This window comes from Shinella sp. HZN7 (genome assembly GCF_001652565.1).
In the GTDB taxonomy this organism is placed as follows: Bacteria; Pseudomonadota; Alphaproteobacteria; order Rhizobiales; family Rhizobiaceae; genus Shinella; species Shinella granuli.
In genome coordinates this window covers 4,545,007-4,566,362 of record NZ_CP015736.1, presented here as the reverse complement: position 1 = coordinate 4,566,362, position 21,356 = coordinate 4,545,007, and the positions used below count along the sequence as shown (strand labels likewise).

Genomic DNA, 21,356 nt, shown 5'->3' with positions numbered 1-21,356 from the left:
TAAGTCTCCGTTTTCCGTTTCGAGCCCGCACCATTGCGGCCTCGATGGCGATCGACCGGACGGAGGCGAGCGACGACACATCGCTTGCGACCGCAGCAAAGCGGAGGATGGCGCAGGCGCGACTTTGTTGTTTCGCGAGGAATGACGGCGCAGCCGGCAGGGGAAGAAAGTCGGGGCCAGCCGTTGTGGCTTAGGCGCTCGAGGCAAAGCCGTCCTTCGGCCAGATCAGGCCAGTGAAGAGGCCGTTTTGGCGCGGGTGCTGGACGGATCGACGGCGGAGACGGCGGCGACCTTCGCATTGGCCCGGGAAGTCCGATCGGCGATCACAGGCGTAGACTTCCCTCGAACAGGCCTGCGCTGCGTATTTCGCCATTCCGCCAGCTCTGACGAAACGCCTCGACGCTGAGGGTCTGCCGGCCACGATGTCGTTGCCGCCCCGACGCGCTCCATCGTTCCGGGACAGGTGGGCGCAGCCGATGCTTCGCGATGCCGCTTCCCCATCGGGCGACCAGATGGCGTGGGGGACAAAGGCATGTGCCGCTGGATCCCGCCGCGATGGGCGCTGCGGGTTTAGGCGTGGGACACATGCCCGGCAGATGGGTCGGAGGCCGCCATTCCAGTGATGCGCACGAAGGCGACGATGCCGACCGCGATCGCTCCGATGACAGAGAACACGGTCTGCCATGTCTCCGATGGCATGGTGTGTTTCACGATGCCATGGGTGGCATGGAATCCGGCGACGACGGCCGGGGCGACGAAGGCTGCGGCGATGAGCAGGCGTGCCCAGGTCGGACGGACGGTGGCGAGCAGGAATTGGCCGATGCCGACGGTCAGGCCGGCGGCGACAAAGCCGACGACAATCGCGCCGAGCCAGCCCGCGCCGGTGCCATAGGCCCATGTGCCGGCAGTCACGCCCGCGAAGAACGGAAGAGCAAACACCGCAAGCGTGAAAAGGAGCCAGCAGAGGAAACCGATGGCGGCGATGCTGAGGAGAATGCCGATGAAGATCATGGTGGTGTCCTTCGTCAAATGTCAGACGGATGCGCCTCCACCACCACCACGGCGCACATGCGAGATTAGCAGAATTCGAGCCGCGGGGGGAGCAGAAGCGTGAAACGTCTGCCGACAGCGCGACCCGGTTCGCCTCATGAGGCGAAGGGGTCGATTTCGCCGACGATGGCATTTTCATCGCCATCATATTCCGACGTCGGGGTGACGGAGAGCGTGCCGTCTCCGGCGCGATAGATGACGATGGCCGCCATCAGGGTGGTAGCGAGGCTGAAGGCGAAGGCGTGAGCGGTTTGGAAGGACATCGACCTGGCTCCTGTTTGAGCGGAGGTCCATCCCCCGCTGACAGGCGCCCGAAGAGTTCGGCCGGTGGCCGCAATCACCGTGCAGGCGAAGCCGGAGCGGCGGCACGCTATGCGTAGTCCGACCCTTTACGGGTTGATGGCGTCAGGCCATCAGCTGAACCCAAGGATCAGCGTCTTGAAGCGGGGCTGGTCGTCCGATCAGGAGACCGGGTTGTCTGCATGCCGCGAAGACTGTTGCCGCCGGCTCGGCGGACCTCACCTGCGCTGCCGGTGGCCGGATGTCAGCGCCCGGCCTTCCAGGGATCGATGACCGTGACATTCGCAGCCTCGAATGCGCTGTTGTCGCGCGTGGCGACGGCAAAGCCCTTGGCGGCGGCGATCGCCGCGATATAGCCGTCGGGAGTAGGGAAGCCTTTCCCGGCCGTTCGGGCTTTGACGGCGAGATCCGCGTAGCGGCGCGCAGCATCGACATCGAACGGGAGGACGCGGTCTGCGAACAGTTCCATCACCCCATCCAGGGCTTCGGTGAGACGCTCCTTGCGCTTGCCATCGGGGAGCGCGCCGATGCCGAACATCAGCTCGGCGATGGTGACGCTGGAGAGAAAGAGTGTTTCCGCCGCCTGCTCGTCGAGCCATGCGCGCACGGCCTCGTCGGGAGCGGGCTTCATCGCCTCCGATACGACATTGGTGTCGAGGAGGATCATTCGAAGCTCATCGGCTTGGCGGGCGCCTTGTCACGAGCCTGGTCGAGGGCCTCGACATCCTCATTGGTCAAGCCGAGGCGGCGGCTGCGTTCCGCGAGCGCCGTGCCGAGCCGGAGGCGCGTATCGGGGCGGACAGCCATTTCGAGGATGTCGCGCATTTCCGCTTCGGCGCTGCGGCCGTGCTGCGCCGCCCGCACCTTGAGGGCGCGGTGCGTCGCGTCGGACAGATTCCTGATCGTAACTGCGGGCATGATAGCGCCTCCTGAAAGTTTGATAGCGGTGATAGCATAATATAAGAATTGCTATCATTTTTCAAGGCAATCGGTCCCGGCGGCGCTCACGCGCCGCCCGAGCCGAACCGATAGACCGGAATGCCCATCTTGCGGGCCTTGTCGGCCAGGTTGTCCTGAATGCCCGTGCCGGGGAAGATCACGACCCCGATCGGCACGATGCTGAGCATCTGGTCATTGCGTTTGAACGGTGCGGCCTTGGCGTGCTTCGTCCAGTCTGGCTTGAAGGCGACCTGCGGCACCTTGCGGCTGTCGGCCCAGCGGGAAGCGATCTTTTCGGCGCCTTTCGGAGAGCCGCCATGCAGCAGCACCATGTCGGGGTGCTTGGTATAGATCTGATCGAGCTTGGCCCAGATCTGCTTATGGTCGGCGGTGTCGCCGCCCGAGAAGGCGATCTTCGGGCCGGCGGGTACGAGTACCTCGGTATCCGCGCGCCTCCTGGCGGCGAGGAAATCCCGGCTGTCGATCAGCGACGCGGTGAGGTGGCGATGGTTGACCCGTGATCCGGTGCGTTGCGACCAGGGTGAGCCGGTGGCGACGAGGTAGCGTCCAGCGGCGGCCTCGCGGAAGGTTTCCATGCCGTCGCGGCGGTCGATCAGGTTCATGCCGATGTCGATGAGGCGCTCGAGCTGGAGGGACTTCACCTCGGAGCCATCCTGTTCGCGCTGAAGCTGCCTTTGCGCCTGCTCGTTGTCGTCGAGCTTCTGTTCGATGCGGTCCACGGCGCGGTGGAACATATTGACGGTCGACCAGAGGAGATCGGGGAGATCGAAGTCGAGGCTGGTGTCGGTGATTGTGGCGACCAGGGCGTCGAAGATGTCGGCGACGGCGCCTTCGATGATGCGGTCTTCCGGTGGCGGGCGCTGGTCCAACTCGTCTTCGGAGGGGCGATAGCCGTGGAGCTGCAAGTCCTGGATCAGATGGTCGGTCGGGGATGACTCGTGGTGCGGTTCGTAGTCGTCGTGCTCGCTCATGGGATGCTCCGTCGGCAAGGACCGCGACCGTCGCGGCCTTCATGGCGACGATGCCGTCGGGCGGGACGGACCTGCACCCGGAGCGAAGCGTAGGGCCGAAGCGCCAGCGGAGGATGGCGAAGGCCGGCGATTTTGTTTCGCGATGGAAAGGCGCGGGTTCGGGGTCCCCGCGCGGCCTGCCGCGTGGGGTGGACATGCGCCGCCGGAAAATCGTCGGCCGCAGCCATTGCCTTGTCCGGCCCGGCTGATGGCCGATCGCCCTCTCGAAGGCCGAGGCGCGGTCCTTTTGCCGCCACTGGCGCATCGTTGCGGCATGGAGGCTGCGCGCCACCTGTCAGCCCCTTCCGGCTAAGCGGCCAGATCCATGAAGCGTGCGACGTCCTCTGGAGCGAGCTGCACTCGAACGCCTGCCCGAAGCGCATCGATACCGAGCCGCCGGAGATCCTCGTTGAAGTCCCCAAATGCCGGCGACAATGGGATGGCCTCGATTCCCTCGGCGTTCGCCCGTTCGATCAGCATGTCCCGCGCGCCGTCACCGGCCGGATCGTCGTCTCGGACGATATAGAGCCGCCGCAAAGTCGCCGGGAACAGGATGGCGGCCAGATGTGCTGCCGAGAGCGCCGGCGCCATCGCCATATCGGGCAGGACCTGCCGGAGCGACAGCATGGTCTCGATACCTTCGCCTGCCGCCATCACGCTGCCGGGCGCACCGATGCGGACGGCATTGCCGAGGAGATCGCCCATCGCCTTGCGCGGTGTGTCGATGGGGGCTTTGTCGGAGCCGTCAGGCGCGAGCCAGGTGCGGTGCGCGCCGGTGATCTTGCCAGCGAGGTCGGTGACGGCGGCGATCATGGCGGGCCAGGTCTCGGTCGGGCCATCGTCGGGCTTGTAGTAGCAGCGGGGGTGGAAGCGCAGTTTTCCGGTTCCGTGCAAAAGCGTGATGCCGCGTCTGCGCAGATAGGTCTGCACGATGGTCCCGGTGATCGGTTGCGTCATGGCGATGAGACGGCGTGCCGCCTCGGGCGACCCCGATGGCGCTGGCGCCAGTCCGCGGCGTGATGCCGGCTCGGGTTCGGGGTGCGGCAGGCTGAGGAAGGTGCGCGCCTCTTGAGCAACGTCTGCGAAGTCGATGAGGCCGAGCGATTCCCGGATGATGTCGAGAAGGTCGCCATGTTCGCCGGTGGCGGCGTCGGTCCATTTGCCCGCTGGTCCCTTCGGTGTGTCGCGCAGGCGCACGAACATGGAGCGGCCTGCGGCATTACGAGCATCGCCAACCTGCCAGTAATTGCCCTGCCGGTGGCCGTTGGAGAGATAGTGGCGGCAGACCGCCTCGGCCTGTCGGCCGAGACTGTGTGCCAGTTCAGAAGCGTCCTGCCGAGCCATCACGCTGCCTCACGCTCGCTGATCCGCTCGACCGGATAGGTGGCGAGCAGCTTGCCGATGATGGCGGGACCAGAGGCATCGACCGGAACGAAGACGCGCAGCTTCCACGAGATGATCTCGCTGAAGAGGCCATAGGCGCGCAGGCGATCCCGCATGGTGTCGGTGAAGCCGGACAGTTCGATCCGGTTCGCGCCCATGACGCGGGCGCGGCGAAGCTGGAGCCCGCTGGCCAGGTCGAGGATGATGCGACCATCCACCAGAGCGGCGTAGGCATCATCGCTGCTGAGGTTGGCCGTTCCCGTCGAGGCGGCATTCATGGCCCAGGCGGGCGAAACCCGCCGCCCGATGATGCGTTCGCCATCATCGGTCTGGAGCCGATAGACGCGCGTCGACTCGTTCGGCAGGCGTTTCCACACCGGCAGGAGCAAACCACTGACCATGTGGATGGCGCCATCGGTATAGGCCGGCACTTCGGCGACTTCACGTTGCCAGACCGCTGCAAAGCTGTCGCGAGCGGCTTCCCGCCAATGGCTGTCTTCCATCATGGCGAGGCTTGCGTGGTGCTGTTCCATCGGCCGGATCAGGCGGACACGGCGCTCGATCTCGCCGTCATCGAGCATGATGGACGGCGCCGGCACCTGGACAGCAGCGCGTCCCGACCGCGCGTTGATGAGCAGCCGGGCATGCGGATCGTCGAGCCAGCCGAGCGCCGTATCGAGCGTGGTCGGTTGGTTTCGGCGGCGCTCGGTGATGGTGAGCAGCCGCGTCTGTGCGCCCGTTGCCGGATGGGTGTAGATGGTCGTGCGCTCAGCGACGACGAAACTCTCCGCCGTCAGCGTTTCCAGCCCGACATCATAAACGCCGCTGGCGATGGCTCCGGCCACCTTGGCGTCGAGCAATTGCTCGAAGGCGGTGAAGAGGATGCCCTGAAGCTCGATGGTCAGCGCCAGCAGGCGGTTGAGGAACGTGGTGATCGGCGGCAACTCGTCCTTGATGCCGTTGTCATCGGTCAATTTCAGGCCGGTCGCGGACTCGAAGCGACCCAGCGAGCAACCCTCGACCTTGCCGCGAACGATCAGGAGATAGAGCTGCCGCAGCGCATCGCGGGCGTAGCTCGATTCCAGATTGTCCTCGGGCCGGAACAGACCCTGGCCTCCGGTCTGGCGCTGACCGCGCGTGATCGCACCCAGCGTATCGAGCCGACGTGCGATCGTGGACAGGAAGCGTTTCTCGGCTTTGACGTTCGTGGCGATCGGGCGGAACAGCGGCGGTTGCGCCTGGTTGGTGCGATTGGTGCGGCCCAGACCCTGGATGGCGGCGTCGGCCTTCCATCCGGGTTCGAGCAGATAATGCACGCGCAGACGCTGGTTCTTTGCTGACAGTTCGGCGTGATAGCTGCGGCCGGTCCCGCCGGCGTCGCTGAACACGAGAATGCGCTTCAGGTCGTCCATGAACGCAGCCGTCTCGGCAAGGTTGGCGGATGGTGCGCGGTTTTCGACGGCGAAGCGTTCGCCTTTGCGGACGATGCGCCGGGAGCGGCCCGTCACCTCGGAGACCATATCTGTGCCGAAGCGCTGTACGATCTGGTCGAGCGCCCCCGGAACGGGTGGCAAAGACGCAAGACGTTCGATCAGCTCGTCACGGCGCGCGACAGCTTCGCGGCTCTCGACGGGGTGGCCGTCACGATAGACCGGACGCGAGGACAGATTGCCCTCGCCATCCGTGAACGGCTCGTAGAGCTGGACCGGGAAGGAATGGGCCAGATAGTCCAGAACATATTCGCGCGGCGTGATGTCGACGCGAATATCGTTCCATTCCTCTGTCGGGACTTCTGCCAGCCGGCGCTCCATCAGCGCTTCGCCGGTCGAGACGATCTGGACAACAGCGGCGTGGCCATCATCCAGGTCGCGTTCGATGGATCGGATCAGCGTGGGCGTTTTCATCGACGTGAGCAGATGGCCGAAGAAACGCTGCTTGGCGGACTCGAAGGCCGAGCGGGCGGCGGACTTGGCCTGGCGGTTCAGTGTGGCTCCCCCGCTGTCTGGGCTGCCGGTGATGTTGGCCGCCTGCATCGCGGCGTCGAGATGATTGTGGATGACGGCGAAGGCGCTGGCGTAGGCATCGTAAATGCGCCGCTGCTCGTCGGTCAGGGTGTGTTCGATCAGCTCATATTCGACGCCATCGTAGGAGAGCGAGCGGGCGGTATAGAGGCCCAGCGCACGCAGATCGCGGGCGAGCACTTCCATGGCCGCGACACCGCCGTCCTCGATCGCCTCGACAAATTCGGCGCGGGTGGCGAAGGGGAAATCCTCACCGCCCCACAGCCCGAGCCGCTGGGCATAGGCGAGATTGTGAACAGTGGTCGCGCCGGTGGCGGAGACATAGACGACGCGCGCGTTGGCCAGGGCATGCTGGAGCCGAAGGCCCGCACGTCCCTGCTGCGAGGCGGCAACGTCGCCGCGTTCTCCCTTGCCGCCTGCGGCATTGGCCATGGCGTGGCTCTCGTCGAAAATGATCACTCCATCGAAATCGGAGCCCAACCATTCGACGATCTGCCGGACGCGGGAAACCTTCTCACCACGGTCGTCGGACCGTAGCGTGGCATAGGTTGCAAACAGGACGCCTTCCGACAGCGTGATCGGTCGCCCTTGCGGGAAGCGCGACAGCGGCGTGACCAGCAGGCGCTCCATGCCGAGCGCGGACCAATCGCGCTGCGCGTCCTCGATCAGCTTGTCAGATTTGGAGATCCAGACTGCCTTGCGGCGACCGCGCAGCCAGTTGTCGAGGATGATGCCGGCAGATTGACGACCTTTGCCGGCCCCGGTGCCGTCGCCGAGCATGAAGCCGCGCCGGAAGCGCACGGCGTTTTCGGCATCGGGCTTGGCCGCCTGCACGAGATCGCAGGTCGCATCGACGGTCCAGGAGCCGGTGAGGAAGTCCGAATGGGCTTCGCCGGCATAGATGACGGTTTCGAGCTGGGCGTCCGACAGGAGATCGGTGATGTTCGCGGGCAGCATCGGCCGATAGGTGGGCTTGGGCGGTGCAACGCTCGCCATGGCCGCCGACTGCACGAGCTTGGTGGGGTGCGCCTGAGAACTGGCAATACGGATCGACTGCAATCCATATTCTTCATAGATCGCATCCGTGAGGTGGGCGCCTTCCGGCGGCGTCCAGTCCATCGTGTCGTAGGCCAGTTCAACGCCCTGCGGGTCCATGGTGGAGCGTGCGGCCGGATGCTCCGTGGCGGTGCGCGCGAGATAACCCCGCACGGTTCGGGGCGCCGAGCCCGACACGGGCGGCGCGATGTCGGGCAGCGTGACCGGCAGGCGCGGTGGAATCTGCGCTTCGATCCATGCGAGCAGCGTAGCGACGTCGAGCGCAACGCCAGAGGACCCAGGGAACGCGGCCGGGTCTTCGGCCGGCAGCTTGTCGATGACGGTGAGCCGTGTTTCGATGCTCGTGCCATGCTTGGCATAGACAGAGCCGTGGATCGCCGCGGTGAAGATGACGCGGCCACGCTCCTGAAGCCGAACGAAGGTGTCGCGCCAGGCCGGTTGCTCGGGGCCGAAGTTGGCGCCGGTGATCGTCACCAGACGCCCGCCATCGGCAAGCCGCGCCAGGGCCGAAGCAACATGACGCGCAGCGGCGTCGGAGACCCGGCCGGAGACGTTCGCCATCACCGAGAAGGGCGGATTCATCACGATGACGGAAGGGACGGCGCACGCCGGAAGGTGGTCGTCGATCTGGGCGGCGTCGCATCGCGTGACGGCAAGGGCTGGAAAGAGCTGGCCAAGTAGATCGGCGCGGGTTTCCGCCAGTTCGTTGAGGAGCAGCGAGCCGCCGCTGATCTCGGCGAGGATGGCGAGAAGACCCGTGCCTGCCGACGGCTCCAGCACAATGTCGTGCGGTGCGATCGCGGCGGCCGCGATAGCGGCGAGGCCGAGCGGGACCGGCGTCGAGAATTGCTGAAGCGCCTGGGCTTCCTCGGAGCGACGGGTGTGCGTCGGCAGAAGGCCGGTGATTTTCGACAGGGCGGCAAGCCGTGCAGCCGGAGTGCCGGCTTTACGGAAAAGCGCACGTCCGTATTTGCGCAGGAACAGGACGGTCGCGCCTTCACAGGCTTCGTAGGCCGTCTTCCAGCCCCAGGCGCCGCTCGTGTCGGAAGCCTCGAAGGCCGTTTCCATGGCGATGCGGAGATTGGCGTTGTCGATCCGCTGGCCGCGTTCGAGCAGGGTGAGAAGCTGATGGGCGGCGGCGATGATGGCGGACGCGCGGGCAACGGGCGTAGCCGGACCGGCTACGGGCGACATGATGTTCATGGATCGGAACCTCGGGAGAGCGGGAACGGGAAGCCCGGACGGCGCTCTCTCTCGACCGCACGGACTCAACCCGTCCCGGCGGCCCTCTCACTCTTGAACACGTCGCTGCCGACATGAAAAAAGCGCCTCGGCCGAGCGGCAGAGGCGCTTTGAGGGGTCAGGCCCAGTGTCCGTCGGTGATCTCGCGGGCGACGAGCCTGCGCGCCTTGCGGATTAGGTCATCGCCGCTGGTGTCGATGTGTCCGAAGAACCGGGCGCGCGCGCCGTTCGCGGTCCAATCGGCATAGGCGCAATATTCGCGAGCCTCGGCCCGGAAGGCCCGCATGTCGCTGGCCCAATGGGGCTTGGGTTCCACGACGACGGTGATGCCGTCTCTGGTTTCCAGCCAGGGGAGAGACCGCTCGGCGGGCGGACGCTCGGAATCGGCGGCGAAGATGGCGTCGATGTCCATCATGACGCTTCTCCCGGTGTGCCCCGATGAATGAAGCCGCCAGGATCGCCGGGGGCGGGCGGCAGGTAGGCGTCATAGGGATTGCCGTCGGCGAGGTGGCCGAAGGGCGTGAAGACGAAATCACCATGATCTCGCCCCACCGCGCAGATGACGTAACGCGGAGCGCCGGTCACGGCATCGAGGCATTCCATGAGCGCAAGGTTGCCGTCACCGGCAGCGCGCAGCAGCGTCTGAAAATTGCTCTGGGCATGGGACGGAATGCTCATAGCGGGCCTCCCTCGTCGGAGAGTGTCTGGCCGAGCCAGCCATCGGTGTAGATCCAGTTCACGGTCTCCCCGGTGGCGAGATCGAGGACATGCGCGCCGCCGCCGAAGCCGTCGAGCCGCGGCTTCGAGCAGGTGTTGGCATATTGAAACCCCCAGCGGCCGGTCAGACAGAACTCTGCGGCGCAGCGCTTCACGAACTGGATCAGGCGCTCGGGATCGCCAGTGTCGTCGTCGTGCATCCAGAGCTGCGTGCCGCCATGCTCGGGCTGGATCGAGAGGAGGAAACCCTCGGAAGGCGGTTCTTCCGTTGCGCCGGCCTCGGACAGGCCGTTGTAGAGGTCGAGCGCGCGTGCGGCGTTCTCGGGCGTGCCGACATCGAGGAGGCACGAGAAATGGGTGAAATAGTCGGCCATGACAGGCTCCTGAGACGAGAATGCCCGGCCCGCACGGCACAGCCGCGCAGGCTGTCGAGCGTGGGACCGGGCGGTGTGGAAGATCGGGGTGAGATGCGCGGGACGAACGGCGCCGCCCCGCGCGATCCGCGCTATTCGGCGGCGACGGCGTGCTGGACTTCATCCTCGTCGGTGTCTTCGTCCTCGCCGTCCTCGGTGAGGAAGTCCGGCAAGGCGGTGTCTTCGCCGGCATCGGCCTGATCGTCGGGACCAGACTGATCGCCATCGATGGACGCCAGGCGCAGCGGTTCGGGCAGCCAGCCGCTGTCGGACAGAAGGCGTTCGGCTTCCTTGGCCATGTCGCCCTTCTTCATGTGGTCGATGAGCTGCGCGGCCCGCTCGCCGGCGCCTTCGCGGACGGCCTCGAGAATGCGGGGCTTGGTCACGCGGCCGAGATAGTTGCCGACCGTGGGCTTCCAGCCTGCGGCCACCATGTCCATGCCCGTAGCCCGTGCGAGCCGGTCGGCCTGCGCCTGACGCACATCGAGGCCATGCTGGCTGACGCCCGAGCCGGAATAGGGGTTCGGACGCTCGAACAGCGCATTGACGCCGTAGCTGACGCAAAGCGCCAGAAGCTCCAGGCGCGTGCCGTCATCGAGATCGGTCAGCCATGCCCAGAGCGCCTGATCGTCAGCGGGGATGTGATCCCCCCAGCGTTCGTGGCGATCGTTGACCGCCTGCGCCGATGGGCTGTCCTTCAATTCCTCGGACTGGGCCGAGAAGAAGATGTGGCGGACATTGGCCTCGAGGCAACCGGACGGGTTGGTGTGGATGAAGGTGTCGCTCAGAAGCTTGTGCAGCAACATGGTCATGGCGACGTGCGGATGTTCCGCCAGCGCGTTGCGCAGCGCCAGGGTGCGATGGGCGGTCAACTCGATCACGAGACGCTCGGGCAACGGCTTGATGCCGTCTTCCTCATCGTCCTCGGGCTCGGCGGGCTTGCCACCGATGGTGATGACCGCGCGTTGGACGGCCGGCGTATCGGGCTGGTCGCCCTCGGACGCCTCGCCATCGGGCTCGGCCTGGGGCTCATCCTCGGCGCGGACATAACCGCGGTCGATCGACAGCGAGCCGTCGGCGTCGAGGCTGACGAAGGCGCCGGCGATTGCGATGTCGGCCTGATCGTAGCTGACGGGGCGGTTCTCGAAGGCCTCCAGAGCCTGCTCGATCTCGCCGAGACGTTGATCGATCACGTCTGGCAACTCGTCGGCCTCGGAATATTCCGCTTCGATCCGGTCATATTCCTCGCGCAGCGCTTCGCGGGTCGCACGCTCCTCGTCGGTCAGATCGACCGCAACGCCGGCGAGTTCACGCAGGCCGTGGTCGTGGCCATAGGGGAAGCTGACCGCGACCTCGATCCACTTCCAGCCTTCCTCGGCGATCTGATCGGCGGTGGCTTTCAGCTTCTCCGCCACCATACGGTCGAGCAGGACGGGGTCTTGCAGCCAACCGCCGTCGTCGGACTGGAAGAGATCGCGCAACACGACGCCGCCCGCGGCCTCATAAGCCTCGATGCCGATGAAGACGGCCCGCTTGTCTGAGGCGCGAACCGCGGTCTCGGTCAGCATCCGCCGGATCTGATAGGGCTCCTTCTGCCAGCTATCCTTGATCGCGTCCCAGACCTGCTCCTGACGGGCATGGTCGGGGCTGACGGTGAAGGCCATGAGCTGTTCGAGTGTCATGCCGTCATCGGCATAGATTTCGAGCAGGGTCGGCGAGACGGAGGCGAGGCGCAGACGCTGCTTTACCACGGTGACGTTGACGAAAAAGGCAGCGGCGATGGCCTCCTCGGTCATGCCCTTGTCGCGCATGGCCTGAAAGGCGCGGAACTGGTCGAGCGGATGGAGCGGTGCGCGTTCCATGTTCTCGACCAGCGATATTTCGTCGACGAGGATGTCGCTGTTGGCGTCGCCGATGACGCAGGGCACCGTCGCCGTCTTGGCCAAACGCTTCTGCTTCACGAGCAGTTCGAGTGCGCGATAGCGGCGACCGCCGGCCGGCACCTCGAACATTCCGGTCTCCGCGCCATCGGCGTCGAGGACAGGACGGACATGGAGGCTCTGGATGAGGCCGCGCCGTGCGATGGACTCGGCCATTTCCTCGATCGAGACGCCGGCCTTGACGCGGCGGACATTGGACTGGCTCAGCACCAGCTTGTTGAAGGGGATGTCGCGCGCTGACGACAGGGTGATCTTCTGGATGGCACTCGCCATGTTCGTTACTCCGCGACGGGCGGCCGGGAGACTCTCTCTCGACCTCCAACCCGTCACGAAGCGAAGCGCCGCCCTCTCACTCTAAGAAGGGCAGCGCCGCAGAAGCGGAAAAGCGTGAAGCCGGAGACCCGCTTTCCCGCCTTTCCGGTTTTCAGGATCGTTACGCTGCGCGAGGCCTCCCATTAATCGGGTCACACACAATCCATTCATGTCAGAGTACGGCTTGCTATCGCCGGCTACGCTTCCACAAGCGACCAGTCGATGCGTAGCCGGTGCCCCCTTACCTTGCCTTTGGGGAGGGCTTTGCGGTCGATCAACTTGCCTCGCACCTCAAAATCCGCGTTGATCTTCACGATCAGGATCTTGCTGAAATTGCGCTCAAGATTGATCTCGACAACATCACAATTCTTGAATGGCGTGATGGTTTTCACCTCAACGAAGTCATTGCCAAGACGGCCATCGGACCCTTTGGCGTAATTGCGGTGCAGCTTGATTCCATGGGTGATCGCGCCATACAGCTCGCCAATGTCACCATATACTTGCAGGTGTCTGCCGGTGAGATGGTAGTATTCCTCGGCGGTGCCGATCAGCGACTCAAAGACAGATACAAGCGACAGGTCGGCATTGGGATAGCGCGCGCGCCACTCTTTATATTGAATTTGCTGATTGATTTCGTCCCAGCTCACCCATTCACCATCATCCCATATGGCGTTATCTGGCCCCAAGGTGTTTTCCATCACGAGTTTCGAATCCCACTGCGTCCTGTTGCCTGCAAAGGCTGGGGGAAGTCTACTGCAAGGTCAGTAATGGACTGTTAAGCCTTGCGTGGGCCGATTTCCCCATGTGTGTCCATCACGCCGCTTCCCGTCCGTGGCCGGCCATGCCGACATCGGCGTCGGGCAGGAAGCCGAGCAGCCAATCGGCCGCCTTGCTGGCCTGGGAGGCGGCGCGGACGATGGCACGATTGTCCTCGCGCAGCACCTCCAGCCAGGCGCCGATATAGTCGGCATGGCGGACGGTCGGCACGATGCCGAGGGACGCGCAGCAGAAAGCGGCGTTGATCTCGGCCACCAACTCCTCGAAGGCGTATTTCTTCGTGCCGAAACCGCCGGTCAGATCGCGACCGAGCCGGGAGGTATGGCCGCTGGCGTGCCCAAGTTCGTGCAGGGCCGTGCGGTGCCAGTTGATCGGCTCGAAATAGGCCTGCGGCGGCGGCACCTGCACATAGTCGTGCGCCGGCACATAGAAGGCGCGATCGCCGCCGATGCGGAAATCGATGCCTGTCGCTTCGATCAGAGCCTCGACGCGCGGCTCGATGAGGCCAGGCGGTGGCGGCGGAGCTATGGCGGCGATGTTGTCCGGCAGGCCGTCGCATTGCGCGGCGTTGAAGACGGTGAAGCGCTTGAGGAACGGAATCGCGGCGGCGTCCTCGCCGGTCTCGCGGGCGCGGCGCTTCTCGTCCTCCGGCGTGAAGCGGTCGGCATAGACGACGGTTGTGCCATGCTCGCCTTTGCGGACATTGCCGCCCAGCGACAGCGCCTGGCGGAAGGTGAGCCAACTCTGGCCGGGGAAGCCGTGCTGGATCACCGCGCCCCAAAGGATCAGCACATTGATGCCGGAATAGTGCCGTCCGGTCGCAGCGTTGCGGGGCATGGCGAGCGGCGCCTTGGCCGCGGTCGATCCCCATGGCTGGACCCAGGGAGCACGGCCCGCCTCAAGCTCGGCGATGATCTTGTCGGTGATGTCGTCATAGAGGCTCGCCCGGCCTGAATTGGCGCGGGCGCTGTGGTTTTTCCTGAACATCGCGGTTCTCCGCGACGGGCGCCGGAGACCTCTTCTCCAGCCCTCGACCCGTCACGGAAAACCCGTCCGCACTCTCACTCTATGGGGGGCGTTGCGGGGATCTCCCCGCAGAAGGGGTCGGGCGAGACCCTTTGGCTCGACCGCAGGGGAAGGCTTTCCCCTTGTCCCAGCTTTCCGTCCCGGATGTGTTTCCTTGAAAACTGTCAGAAAACTGCGTATATTCCTGACAGGAGAAAGACGATGACACGGCTGACCGAACAGATTCTGTCGCATATGACGGGTTTGCCCGAGGGCGCTTCTGTGTCCGCTAAGGGGCTGCTCCATCTCGGTAATCGCGCCGCGGTGGACCAGGCCTTGTCGCGTCTGGCCGAGCGCGAACAACTCATCCGGGCTGGGCGCGGTGTCTATCTCCGCCCCGTCGCCAGTCGGTTCGGGACGCGCGCGCCGTCGGTTGAACAGGCTGTGGAGGCCCTTGCCAGCCAGCGTGGCGAGACCATCGTCTCGAACGGTGCGGCGGCCGCAAACGCCCTTGGCCTGACGACACAGGTGCCGGTTCGCTCGGTCTATCTGACTTCCGGGCGCAGCCGGAAGATGAATCTCGGCAAGCAGGTCGTGGAATTGCGCCATGCCCCGCGCTGGCAACTGGCTCTGGCCAACCGGCCGGCGGGAGAGGCCGTCCGGGCCTTAGCCTGGCTCGGCCCGGAGAAAGCCGAAACCGCGCTCAGGACATTGAAGCGAAAGCTGCCACCCAGCGCCTTTGGCGAATTGGTGGCGGCCGCGCCGCAGCTTCCGACATGGTTGGCGCAGAGCGTCGGGAAGGCAGCCTATGGCTGAAACCTTCCTCCTCCTCTCGGCTCAGGATCGCCGCGACGCCCTTGGCGTCGCGGCGGATCGTTCGGGGCGGCCCGCGCATCTGCTCGAAAAGGATGTCTGGGTGGTGTGGGCGTTGAGCACGCTCTACGCGGCGCCGCTTGGTGAGCATCTGGTGTTCAAGGGCGGCACATCGCTGTCGAAAGCCTATCAGGTCATCCATCGGTTTTCGGAGGATGTGGATCTGACCTACGACATTCGGGCCATCGCGCCCGACCTGGTCGGGGACAATGGCGAGGGCCTGCCGAAAACGCGAAGCGAGGAAAAGCGCTGGTCCAGCGAGGTTCGTCGCCGGCTACCAGAATGGGTTGGCGCTGTCGTGCAGCCGGTGATCGCCGACGCCTTGGCAACGGAAGGTCTGGCTGCGGCGATCCGCGTCGAAGGTGATCGGCTCTTTATCGACTACGAACCGACCGCAACCGGATCGGGCTATGTCGCCCCCAGTGTCATGCTGGAGTTCGGCGCGCGGTCGACGGGCGAGCCGGCCAGTCTTCGCGATGTTGTCTGCGATGCCTCCGGCCTGATCGACGGCCTGATATTCCCGACAGCGCGTCCGCGCGTCATGCACGCCGAGCGGACGTTCTGGGAGAAGGCGACCGCCATCCATGTCTTCTGCCACCAGGACCGGCTGCGTGGGGACCGCTTCGCCCGGCACTGGCACGATGTCGCCCGGCTCGATGAAGCCGGTCTTGCGGATGCTGCCTTCGCGGATCGCGAATTGGCGAACGCGGTCGCTCGCCATAAGTCGATGTTCTTTGCGGAGAAAGCCGCTGATCGCTCGCCGATCGATTACGGGGCAGCCGTCAATGGTGGCTTGCAACTCGTTCCGGCGGGCGATGGCGCAAAGGCGCTGGAGGATGACTATGCCCGCATGGTCGAGGATGGGTTGCTCTTCGACGACGCGGAGCCGTTCGAGGCGCTCATGGCGCGGTGCGCCGATATAGCCGCGCGCGCGAACAGCACGGCCAAATAAGAAACTGGGGGATCGGGGGTAGATGAGCGACGTCGAAGGGGAGGAAAACCCCCGATTTCTGTGGGACGCCGCAGCCACAGGCCGGGCGGCTCGATGAAACCGCCAATATTTGGTCGATCCCGCACATACCGGCCCGGCCTTTGGGCGCGTCTTTTCCTGTCAGAGAAATGGAAACTGGTTCTCAGCTCATCTTCTCAGGACCGGATTAGCCTGAAATCAACACACGAAGACGAAATCCAGTGTCTTGAGATCTCGTCTATTTCGTCAACCAAGGCTCTCCTTTGGCACACGGTCGAGATCCGGTCGAAGGGCCGTATCGATGCTCTGTCCGGCCTGACGGCCAAGGCGGCACAGACTTTACGCGACGACTTGCTAGTTTTCGTGAATCTGCACCTCGCGGACCTTATCGACTCCGACAAGGAACGCCTGCGCGAGGTCGACAGCAAGATTCGTGCGATCACCGACAGCAACAGGCAATATCTTGCTCATGCGGACGTTAGCCGGGCGATCGCGAGCGTCCCGGGAAGTGCGTCACTGGCATTGGCGCACCCGTTGTTTGATGCAGCTCTGATCCCCGGCACCCTAAGAGGCTATCTGCCAACCTCTTTTGCCATGCTCACCGACCCGGGTGTCCGTAGTCGCTACAACGAAAGTTTCGTTGTTCACGAGATGCAGAAGTTCGAGAAGTTCTTCGCCGACCTTGGCGGATTTTCGCTTTCCCAGGAGCAGCGGGAGGCCTGCATCCGTCTGGAAGACAACAACCTGCTCGTCGCATCGGCCGGCTCAGGCAAGTCCGCAACCATGGTCGGGAAAGTCGCCTATGTCCTCGAAAAGGAACTCTACCATCCGAGCGAAATTCTTGTTCTGGCGTTCAACAAGAGCGCAGCTGATGAGCTGAAGGAACGGATCGCCAGGCAACTGAACGTAGATGAGGAGGCGTTGGAATGCCGGGTGACGACATTTCACGCGCTCGGCCGAGGGATCATCGAAGAGACGGAAGGCCGTCCACCGCAACTGGCCAACTGGGTCGAGCATCCCGCCGGCGAAGCCCGTGTGATTGACAAGATCATACGCGAGCTGATGGAGGTTGATGAAGAGTTTCGCCGCCTGTGGATCGACCTTCTCTCCATTTTGCCCAAGGCCGACATTCCGGCGGAGGTCTTTGACTCGGAGGCGGACTACAATCGCTACATCGCCGATCGCAACGACAAGGGCGGTAGCACCATCGGCACACTTGCAGACGTGTATGTGAAATCCCTTCAGGAGCAACGGATCGCGAACTGGTTGTGGGTCCACTCTGTCGAGTTTGAGTATGAAAAGCAGATCTCATTCAAAGAGGAGGATGGGAGCGAGCGCTTTGTTCAACCTGACTTCCATTACCCGCTGACCGACACGTTCCATGAGCATTTCGCGATTAACGCGGATGGTTCGTCGCCTTTTGTGAACTACGCCGAGCACACCAAGGGTAAACGCGCCGGATACAAGCGCGAAGAGTTGGATTTCTTCGAGACGACCTCAGCACAGGCGCGCGATGGGACGCTGTTGCCGCATCTCGAGGCACAGCTGACCAAACGCGAAATTCCGCTGACCGAGAAAAGTGTCGACGAGATTCTCAAGGCGGTCGAGCCGGTGGTGATCACGCACTACCAGAAGCTGATCGGCGTGTGCATCAAGCATATCCGGGCTAGCCAGCTTACGCTGGAGATGCTGCTCGAGCGGGCCAAGTCCCTGCATGACAAACCCCGCGCGCAGCATTTCGCGCGTGCTGTCTGGCTGATCACAGAAACCTATTCCCGCAAGCTCGACGAGGCGAAGCGTATCGACTTCGATTCGATGATCGGCGACGCAGTGCGCTTGGTCGAGACGGGTCGCTATCAGAGCCCGTATTCACTGGTCCTGGTGGATGAGTTTCAGGATATTTCGGACCCGAGGGCCAATCTGATCAAGGCGCTCAAACACCAGAAGCCCTTCACCAAGGTTTTTGCTGTCGGAGACGATTGGCAGTCGATCTACCGCTTCGCCGGGTCGGACATTACGATCTTCACCCAGTTCGAGGCGAACTTTGGCGCCTGCTGGCAAGGTCGGCTCGAACAGACCTACCGCTGCAACCAGCTGCTCGCCGACACTGCTGCGGGCTTCGTTCAGCGCAATCCAGACCAGATCAGGAAGACAGTGCGGTCGACGCGCGCCGCCATACCGCGATCAATCCGGGTCATTCCGGTCAGCGTGGAGTGGCGAAAGCCAAGCTTCCCGAAAGCCTGCTTCCAACTGCTCGATCGCCTGAACACCTTTCTTGATGGCATTTCGAGCCAGTGGCGGCGTGAGACCGGGCAAAAGCTGAAGGTACTGGTCTTGTGGCGTTACAACCTGTTGGATCCATTTCACGGTCAGCCCCCCGAATTTTCGGCGATCGAGGTTGCCGGCATGTCGTTTCATCGCTCCAAGGGCCTTGAGGCAGATTACACGATCCTGCTTGATGTCAGCGAGGGCGACTATGGCGTTCCCAGCCGCATCGAAGATGACGAGCTGCTCAATCTCGTTATCCCGCGCCCGGAGACGTTCGCCTACGCGGAGGAGCGCCGACTCTTCTATGTCGCGCTTACCCGCGCCAGCAGAGGGACGTTCATCCTCTGCAATAGGCGCAAGCCCTCACGCTACATTCGCGAGCTTTGCGAAATCGCCGGCAATGAGGTCCGGTTTGAAACCATCGAGGGGAAGGAACTCGACCAGTGTCCCAGTTGCCTGGTCGGGGAACTGGTTGAGCGCAAAGGTCGCAACGACACCACCTTTTACGGCTGCAATCAATTTCCTGAGTGCCGTCACACTCAGCAGTCACCTCCGGCGGCACCTCATCGACAACAAGCGGGCGAGGCCGGTTTTGTCGAGACGGTAAATCGGGCAAGAGCCTTCTAACGCTGCTTGCTTTGATCGTAGCCACGTTCTCACTTCCGACCTACGCGCGACGGTCCAGTGACAATCGACGGCTTTGATGATAGGACTACGTCGTGAAATCGGCGGAATGCACGGATCGAGTCGGATTGTTTCCTGCGTTCCTCGCTTGACGATAGATCCCGAAAGTACGGTTTTTCGGGGTATCCCGGAAAAATCCAATAATTTCAAAAGCCAGCGGTTTTGCCGGGGCGGCTGACGGTATATCGCCGCGAAAAATATTTTTAATGACGATATTTCAAGGTGTTATGCGGCCAATCAATAATCGAGTGGGAGTGAGGCATCGCCGCCCGCGGCGCTGAGCCTGCGGCCCGCGGAACGAGATTGAGCACAGCCCCGGCGCCCCGCGTCGGGGCTGTTGCCGTTTGACTTCCCGGCCGGCCGCAGCCAGCATGGCTCGATTTCCGTCCCTTTCCCAAAAAAACCGGACGGCGATGTCACAAACGGCGATGCCATCTCGTCATAGCGGCGTGTGAACGAAAAGGAGACTGGAATGTCACCCCGCATGACCGATTATTTCAAGCGCGCAGAGCCGGCCTTCAAGGCGATGTTCTCCCTGGAGGCGGCACTGAAGGCGAGCCCTCTCGACGCGCTGCTCGTGCATCTGGTGAAGGTACGCGCCTCCCAGATCAATGGCTGCGCCTATTGCATCCACATGCATGTCGGAGAGGCGCTGAAGGACGGCGAGGACCCGACGCGCCTCCACCTTCTTGCCGGATGGCGCGATTCGTCGCTCTATTCGCCGCGCGAGCGGGCAGCGCTTGCCTGGACCGAAGCGCTGACGCTGGTGGCGCAGACCCATGCGCCGGATGAGGACTGGACCGCCGTCGAAGCCGCCTTCACGCCCGACGAACAGGCCTGGCTGACCATCGCCATCGGCACGATCAACATCTGGAACCGCGTGCAGGTGGGCTTTCGCGCCGAGCACCCGGCGACGCAGCTCCATGCCGCCTGATCCGTCCACCGAGATCTTCGAGACGCAGCGGCCCCGGCTGCTGCGCCTTGCCTACCGGATGCTCGGCGCGCATGCGGAGGCCGAGGACGTCGTGCAGGAGGCCTGGCTGCGCTGGCACCGCAGCGACCGCGACCGCGTGGCCGAGCCGGCCGCCTGGCTGACCCGCATCGTCTCGCGCCTTTGCCTCGACGCGATGAAATCCGCCCGCTTCCGCCGCGAGACCTATCCCGGCACCTGGCTGCCCGAGCCGCTGATCGAGCCGGCCGACGAGGAGATGCGCGCGGACAACATCACGCTGACGCTGATGGTGGCGCTGGAGCGCCTCTCGCCGCTGGAGCGCGCGGCCTTCCTCCTGCACGACGTCTTCAACCAGCCGATGGACGAGGTGGCGGCGACGCTGCAGCGCAGCCCCGCGGCGACCCGGCAGCTTGCGGCGCGGGCACGGGCCCATGTGCGGGTCGACCAGCCGCGCTACGAGATCGCGCGGGAAGACAGCCGGGCGATCGTGGAGGCCTTCTTCGAGGCTTGCCGCCTGGGGGATGCGACGGCGCTCGGCTCCATGCTGGCGGAGGAAGTGACGCTCCGCTCGGACGGCGGCGGGAAGGTCATGGCCTTTCCCAATGCGATCCACGGGATGGATCGCCTGGTGCGCCTCTATCTCGGGCTTTCGCGCAAGCTCGGCGGGCGCATGGAATTCCTCGGCCATCTTATGATCGACGGGCTGCCGGGATTTCTCAGCCGGGTCGACGGCCACCTGCAGACCTCGGCGCTGGACATTTCCGGCGGACGCATCACGGCGATCTACATCACGCGCAACCCGGAAAAGCTCGCCGGGCTGACCGGCGCCTGACGGTTCAGAACCCGAAGGACTGCTGCGCCGGCTCCGGCGGGGCGAAGGAGACGCCTTCGAGCGCCAGCATCTTCAGTTTCGACGAGGCGCCGCCCGGGGCGGAGAAGCCGCCGACCTTGCCGCCGGCGGCGAGCACACGGTGGCAGGGAATAATGAGCGCCACCGGGTTCTTCGCCATGGCCTGGCCGACCTCGCGCGCGGCCTCCGGGCCGGCGCCGAGTTCGCGGGCGAGCGTGCCATAGGTCGTCGTCTCGCCCCAGTGCACCCGGCGGGCGGCATCGTAGACCGCCCTGAAGAAATCGCTCTGGCCCGCAAGGTCGAGCGGCACGTCGGTGAAATCCGCCGCCTCGCCGGCAAAGTAGCGCTGCGCGGCGGCAACCGCTAAGGCGACGGCCGGCGGCGGCTCGGCGGCTTCCGCTTCGGGCAGGTGGCGCAGCAGCAGGCGGCTCGTGGTGCCGGCATCCTCGCCCGGAAGCTGGAAGCGCACGACACCCGCCGCCGTCCAGGCGATGCCGCAGGGTCCGCTCGCGGTGTCGAAGATCAGATAGTGGGCCTTGCCGGTCATGGGATCGCTCCTGTTCCCGTTTTGTC

Annotated in this window: 19 protein-coding genes; 5 read left to right on the top strand and 14 right to left on the bottom strand. The window is 64.4% G+C overall.

Annotated elements, in window-relative coordinates; all coding sequences use genetic code 11:
- Positions 1-570: 570 nt before the first annotated feature.
- The 13 genes from shn_RS21875 to shn_RS21820 all read right to left on the bottom strand — a co-directional run bounded on the left by shn_RS21875 (position 571) and on the right by shn_RS21820 (position 14,168).
- The gene (locus tag shn_RS21875; protein ID WP_064332743.1) at positions 571-1,011 is read right to left on the bottom strand and encodes a hypothetical protein; all 441 of its coding nucleotides are present in this window, start codon (positions 1,009-1,011) and stop codon (positions 571-573) included.
- Positions 1,012-1,145: 134 nt separating this feature from the next.
- Entirely contained in the window at positions 1,146-1,313 is a 168-nt protein-coding gene (locus shn_RS36505) for a hypothetical protein (RefSeq protein ID WP_168168942.1), read from the bottom strand.
- Between the two features lie 281 nt (positions 1,314-1,594).
- On the bottom strand, positions 1,595-2,017 hold the full coding sequence (locus shn_RS21870; protein WP_064332280.1) for a type II toxin-antitoxin system VapC family toxin: 423 nt from the start codon (positions 2,015-2,017) through the stop codon (positions 1,595-1,597).
- A complete protein-coding gene (locus tag shn_RS21865) occupies positions 2,014-2,268 on the bottom strand; it encodes a plasmid stabilization protein (protein WP_012110103.1) in 255 nt (84 codons plus the stop codon). The genes shn_RS21870 and shn_RS21865 overlap by 4 nt, the downstream gene beginning before the upstream one ends.
- Positions 2,269-2,354: 86 nt before the next feature.
- Positions 2,355-3,281 carry a DUF2493 domain-containing protein gene (locus tag shn_RS21860; protein ID WP_064332279.1) on the bottom strand — a complete coding sequence of 309 codons (927 nt, stop codon included), beginning with the start codon at positions 3,279-3,281 and terminating at the stop codon, positions 2,355-2,357.
- A gap of 348 nt (positions 3,282-3,629) precedes the next feature.
- A complete protein-coding gene (locus shn_RS21855; RefSeq protein WP_064332278.1) occupies positions 3,630-4,664 on the bottom strand; it encodes a toprim domain-containing protein in 1,035 nt (344 codons plus the stop codon).
- On the bottom strand, positions 4,664-8,983 hold the full coding sequence (locus shn_RS21850) for a strawberry notch family protein (protein WP_145925979.1): 4,320 nt from the start codon (positions 8,981-8,983) through the stop codon (positions 4,664-4,666). The genes shn_RS21855 and shn_RS21850 overlap by 1 nt, the downstream gene beginning before the upstream one ends.
- Positions 8,984-9,140: 157 nt before the next feature.
- Positions 9,141-9,437 (bottom strand): hypothetical protein, encoded by a 297-nt coding sequence (locus shn_RS21845; protein ID WP_064332277.1) that lies wholly within the window; start codon positions 9,435-9,437, stop codon positions 9,141-9,143.
- Positions 9,434-9,700: a DUF6117 family protein gene (locus shn_RS21840; RefSeq protein WP_064332276.1), complete on the bottom strand. Its 267-nt coding sequence runs from the start codon at positions 9,698-9,700 to the stop codon at positions 9,434-9,436. Before shn_RS21840 ends, shn_RS21845 begins: the two co-directional genes overlap by 4 nt.
- The gene (locus shn_RS21835) at positions 9,697-10,113 is read right to left on the bottom strand and encodes a hypothetical protein (RefSeq protein WP_064332275.1); all 417 of its coding nucleotides are present in this window, start codon (positions 10,111-10,113) and stop codon (positions 9,697-9,699) included. The genes shn_RS21840 and shn_RS21835 overlap by 4 nt, the downstream gene beginning before the upstream one ends.
- 131 nt (positions 10,114-10,244) lie before the next feature.
- Complete coding sequence (locus shn_RS21830; RefSeq protein WP_064332274.1) at positions 10,245-12,365, bottom strand: ParB/RepB/Spo0J family partition protein; 2,121 nt, start codon at positions 12,363-12,365, stop codon at positions 10,245-10,247.
- A gap of 236 nt (positions 12,366-12,601) precedes the next feature.
- Positions 12,602-13,102 (bottom strand): hypothetical protein, encoded by a 501-nt coding sequence (locus tag shn_RS21825; RefSeq protein ID WP_064332273.1) that lies wholly within the window; start codon positions 13,100-13,102, stop codon positions 12,602-12,604.
- Positions 13,103-13,217: 115 nt separating this feature from the next.
- Positions 13,218-14,168, bottom strand: a complete 951-nt coding sequence (locus shn_RS21820) for an ArdC family protein (protein ID WP_064332272.1) — start codon at positions 14,166-14,168, stop codon at positions 13,218-13,220.
- Positions 14,169-14,408: 240 nt separating this feature from the next.
- Between shn_RS21820 and shn_RS21815 the strand changes: the two genes are divergently transcribed.
- From shn_RS21815 to shn_RS21795, 5 genes are all read left to right on the top strand, one after another.
- Entirely contained in the window at positions 14,409-15,002 is a 594-nt protein-coding gene (locus shn_RS21815) for a DUF6088 family protein (RefSeq protein ID WP_064332271.1), read from the top strand.
- The gene (locus tag shn_RS21810) at positions 14,995-16,011 is read left to right on the top strand and encodes a nucleotidyl transferase AbiEii/AbiGii toxin family protein (RefSeq protein WP_064332270.1); all 1,017 of its coding nucleotides are present in this window, start codon (positions 14,995-14,997) and stop codon (positions 16,009-16,011) included. Before shn_RS21815 ends, shn_RS21810 begins: the two co-directional genes overlap by 8 nt.
- Before the next feature lie 60 nt (positions 16,012-16,071).
- Positions 16,072-18,924 (top strand): UvrD-helicase domain-containing protein, encoded by a 2,853-nt coding sequence (locus shn_RS21805; RefSeq protein WP_245337338.1) that lies wholly within the window; start codon positions 16,072-16,074, stop codon positions 18,922-18,924.
- Positions 18,925-19,453: 529 nt separating this feature from the next.
- A complete protein-coding gene (locus shn_RS21800; RefSeq protein WP_064332269.1) occupies positions 19,454-19,915 on the top strand; it encodes a carboxymuconolactone decarboxylase family protein in 462 nt (153 codons plus the stop codon).
- The gene (locus tag shn_RS21795; protein ID WP_064332268.1) at positions 19,905-20,765 is read left to right on the top strand and encodes a sigma-70 family RNA polymerase sigma factor; all 861 of its coding nucleotides are present in this window, start codon (positions 19,905-19,907) and stop codon (positions 20,763-20,765) included. The genes shn_RS21800 and shn_RS21795 overlap by 11 nt, the downstream gene beginning before the upstream one ends.
- A 4-nt stretch (positions 20,766-20,769) precedes the next feature.
- On the opposite strand, the gene shn_RS21790 is transcribed toward shn_RS21795, so the two are convergent.
- On the bottom strand, positions 20,770-21,330 hold the full coding sequence (locus shn_RS21790; RefSeq protein ID WP_064332267.1) for a methylated-DNA--[protein]-cysteine S-methyltransferase: 561 nt from the start codon (positions 21,328-21,330) through the stop codon (positions 20,770-20,772).
- Between the last annotated feature and the right edge of the window lie 26 nt (positions 21,331-21,356).

Bases quoted from the DNA above. Each gene is read 5' to 3' on its own strand.
- shn_RS21815 (WP_064332271.1), top strand. From the start codon at position 14,409: ATGACACGGCTGACCGAACAGATTCTGTCGCATATGACGGGTTTGCCC.
- shn_RS21810 (WP_064332270.1), top strand. From the start codon at position 14,995: ATGGCTGAAACCTTCCTCCTCCTCTCGGCTCAGGATCGCCGCGACGCC.
- shn_RS21825 (WP_064332273.1), bottom strand. From the start codon at position 13,102: ATGGAAAACACCTTGGGGCCAGATAACGCCATATGGGATGATGGTGAA.
- shn_RS21845 (WP_064332277.1), bottom strand. From the start codon at position 9,437: ATGATGGACATCGACGCCATCTTCGCCGCCGATTCCGAGCGTCCGCCC.
- shn_RS21800 (WP_064332269.1), top strand. From the start codon at position 19,454: ATGTCACCCCGCATGACCGATTATTTCAAGCGCGCAGAGCCGGCCTTC.
- shn_RS21830 (WP_064332274.1), bottom strand. From the start codon at position 12,365: ATGGCGAGTGCCATCCAGAAGATCACCCTGTCGTCAGCGCGCGACATC.
- shn_RS21790 (WP_064332267.1), bottom strand. From the start codon at position 21,330: ATGACCGGCAAGGCCCACTATCTGATCTTCGACACCGCGAGCGGACCC.
- shn_RS21875 (WP_064332743.1), bottom strand. From the start codon at position 1,011: ATGATCTTCATCGGCATTCTCCTCAGCATCGCCGCCATCGGTTTCCTC.
- shn_RS21795 (WP_064332268.1), top strand. From the start codon at position 19,905: ATGCCGCCTGATCCGTCCACCGAGATCTTCGAGACGCAGCGGCCCCGG.
- shn_RS21865 (WP_012110103.1), bottom strand. From the start codon at position 2,268: ATGCCCGCAGTTACGATCAGGAATCTGTCCGACGCGACGCACCGCGCC.
- shn_RS21835 (WP_064332275.1), bottom strand. From the start codon at position 10,113: ATGGCCGACTATTTCACCCATTTCTCGTGCCTCCTCGATGTCGGCACG.
- shn_RS21870 (WP_064332280.1), bottom strand. From the start codon at position 2,017: ATGATCCTCCTCGACACCAATGTCGTATCGGAGGCGATGAAGCCCGCT.
- shn_RS21855 (WP_064332278.1), bottom strand. From the start codon at position 4,664: ATGGCTCGGCAGGACGCTTCTGAACTGGCACACAGTCTCGGCCGACAG.
- shn_RS36505 (WP_168168942.1), bottom strand. From the start codon at position 1,313: ATGTCCTTCCAAACCGCTCACGCCTTCGCCTTCAGCCTCGCTACCACC.
- shn_RS21840 (WP_064332276.1), bottom strand. From the start codon at position 9,700: ATGAGCATTCCGTCCCATGCCCAGAGCAATTTTCAGACGCTGCTGCGC.
- shn_RS21850 (WP_145925979.1), bottom strand. From the start codon at position 8,983: ATGAACATCATGTCGCCCGTAGCCGGTCCGGCTACGCCCGTTGCCCGC.
- shn_RS21820 (WP_064332272.1), bottom strand. From the start codon at position 14,168: ATGTTCAGGAAAAACCACAGCGCCCGCGCCAATTCAGGCCGGGCGAGC.
- shn_RS21860 (WP_064332279.1), bottom strand. From the start codon at position 3,281: ATGAGCGAGCACGACGACTACGAACCGCACCACGAGTCATCCCCGACC.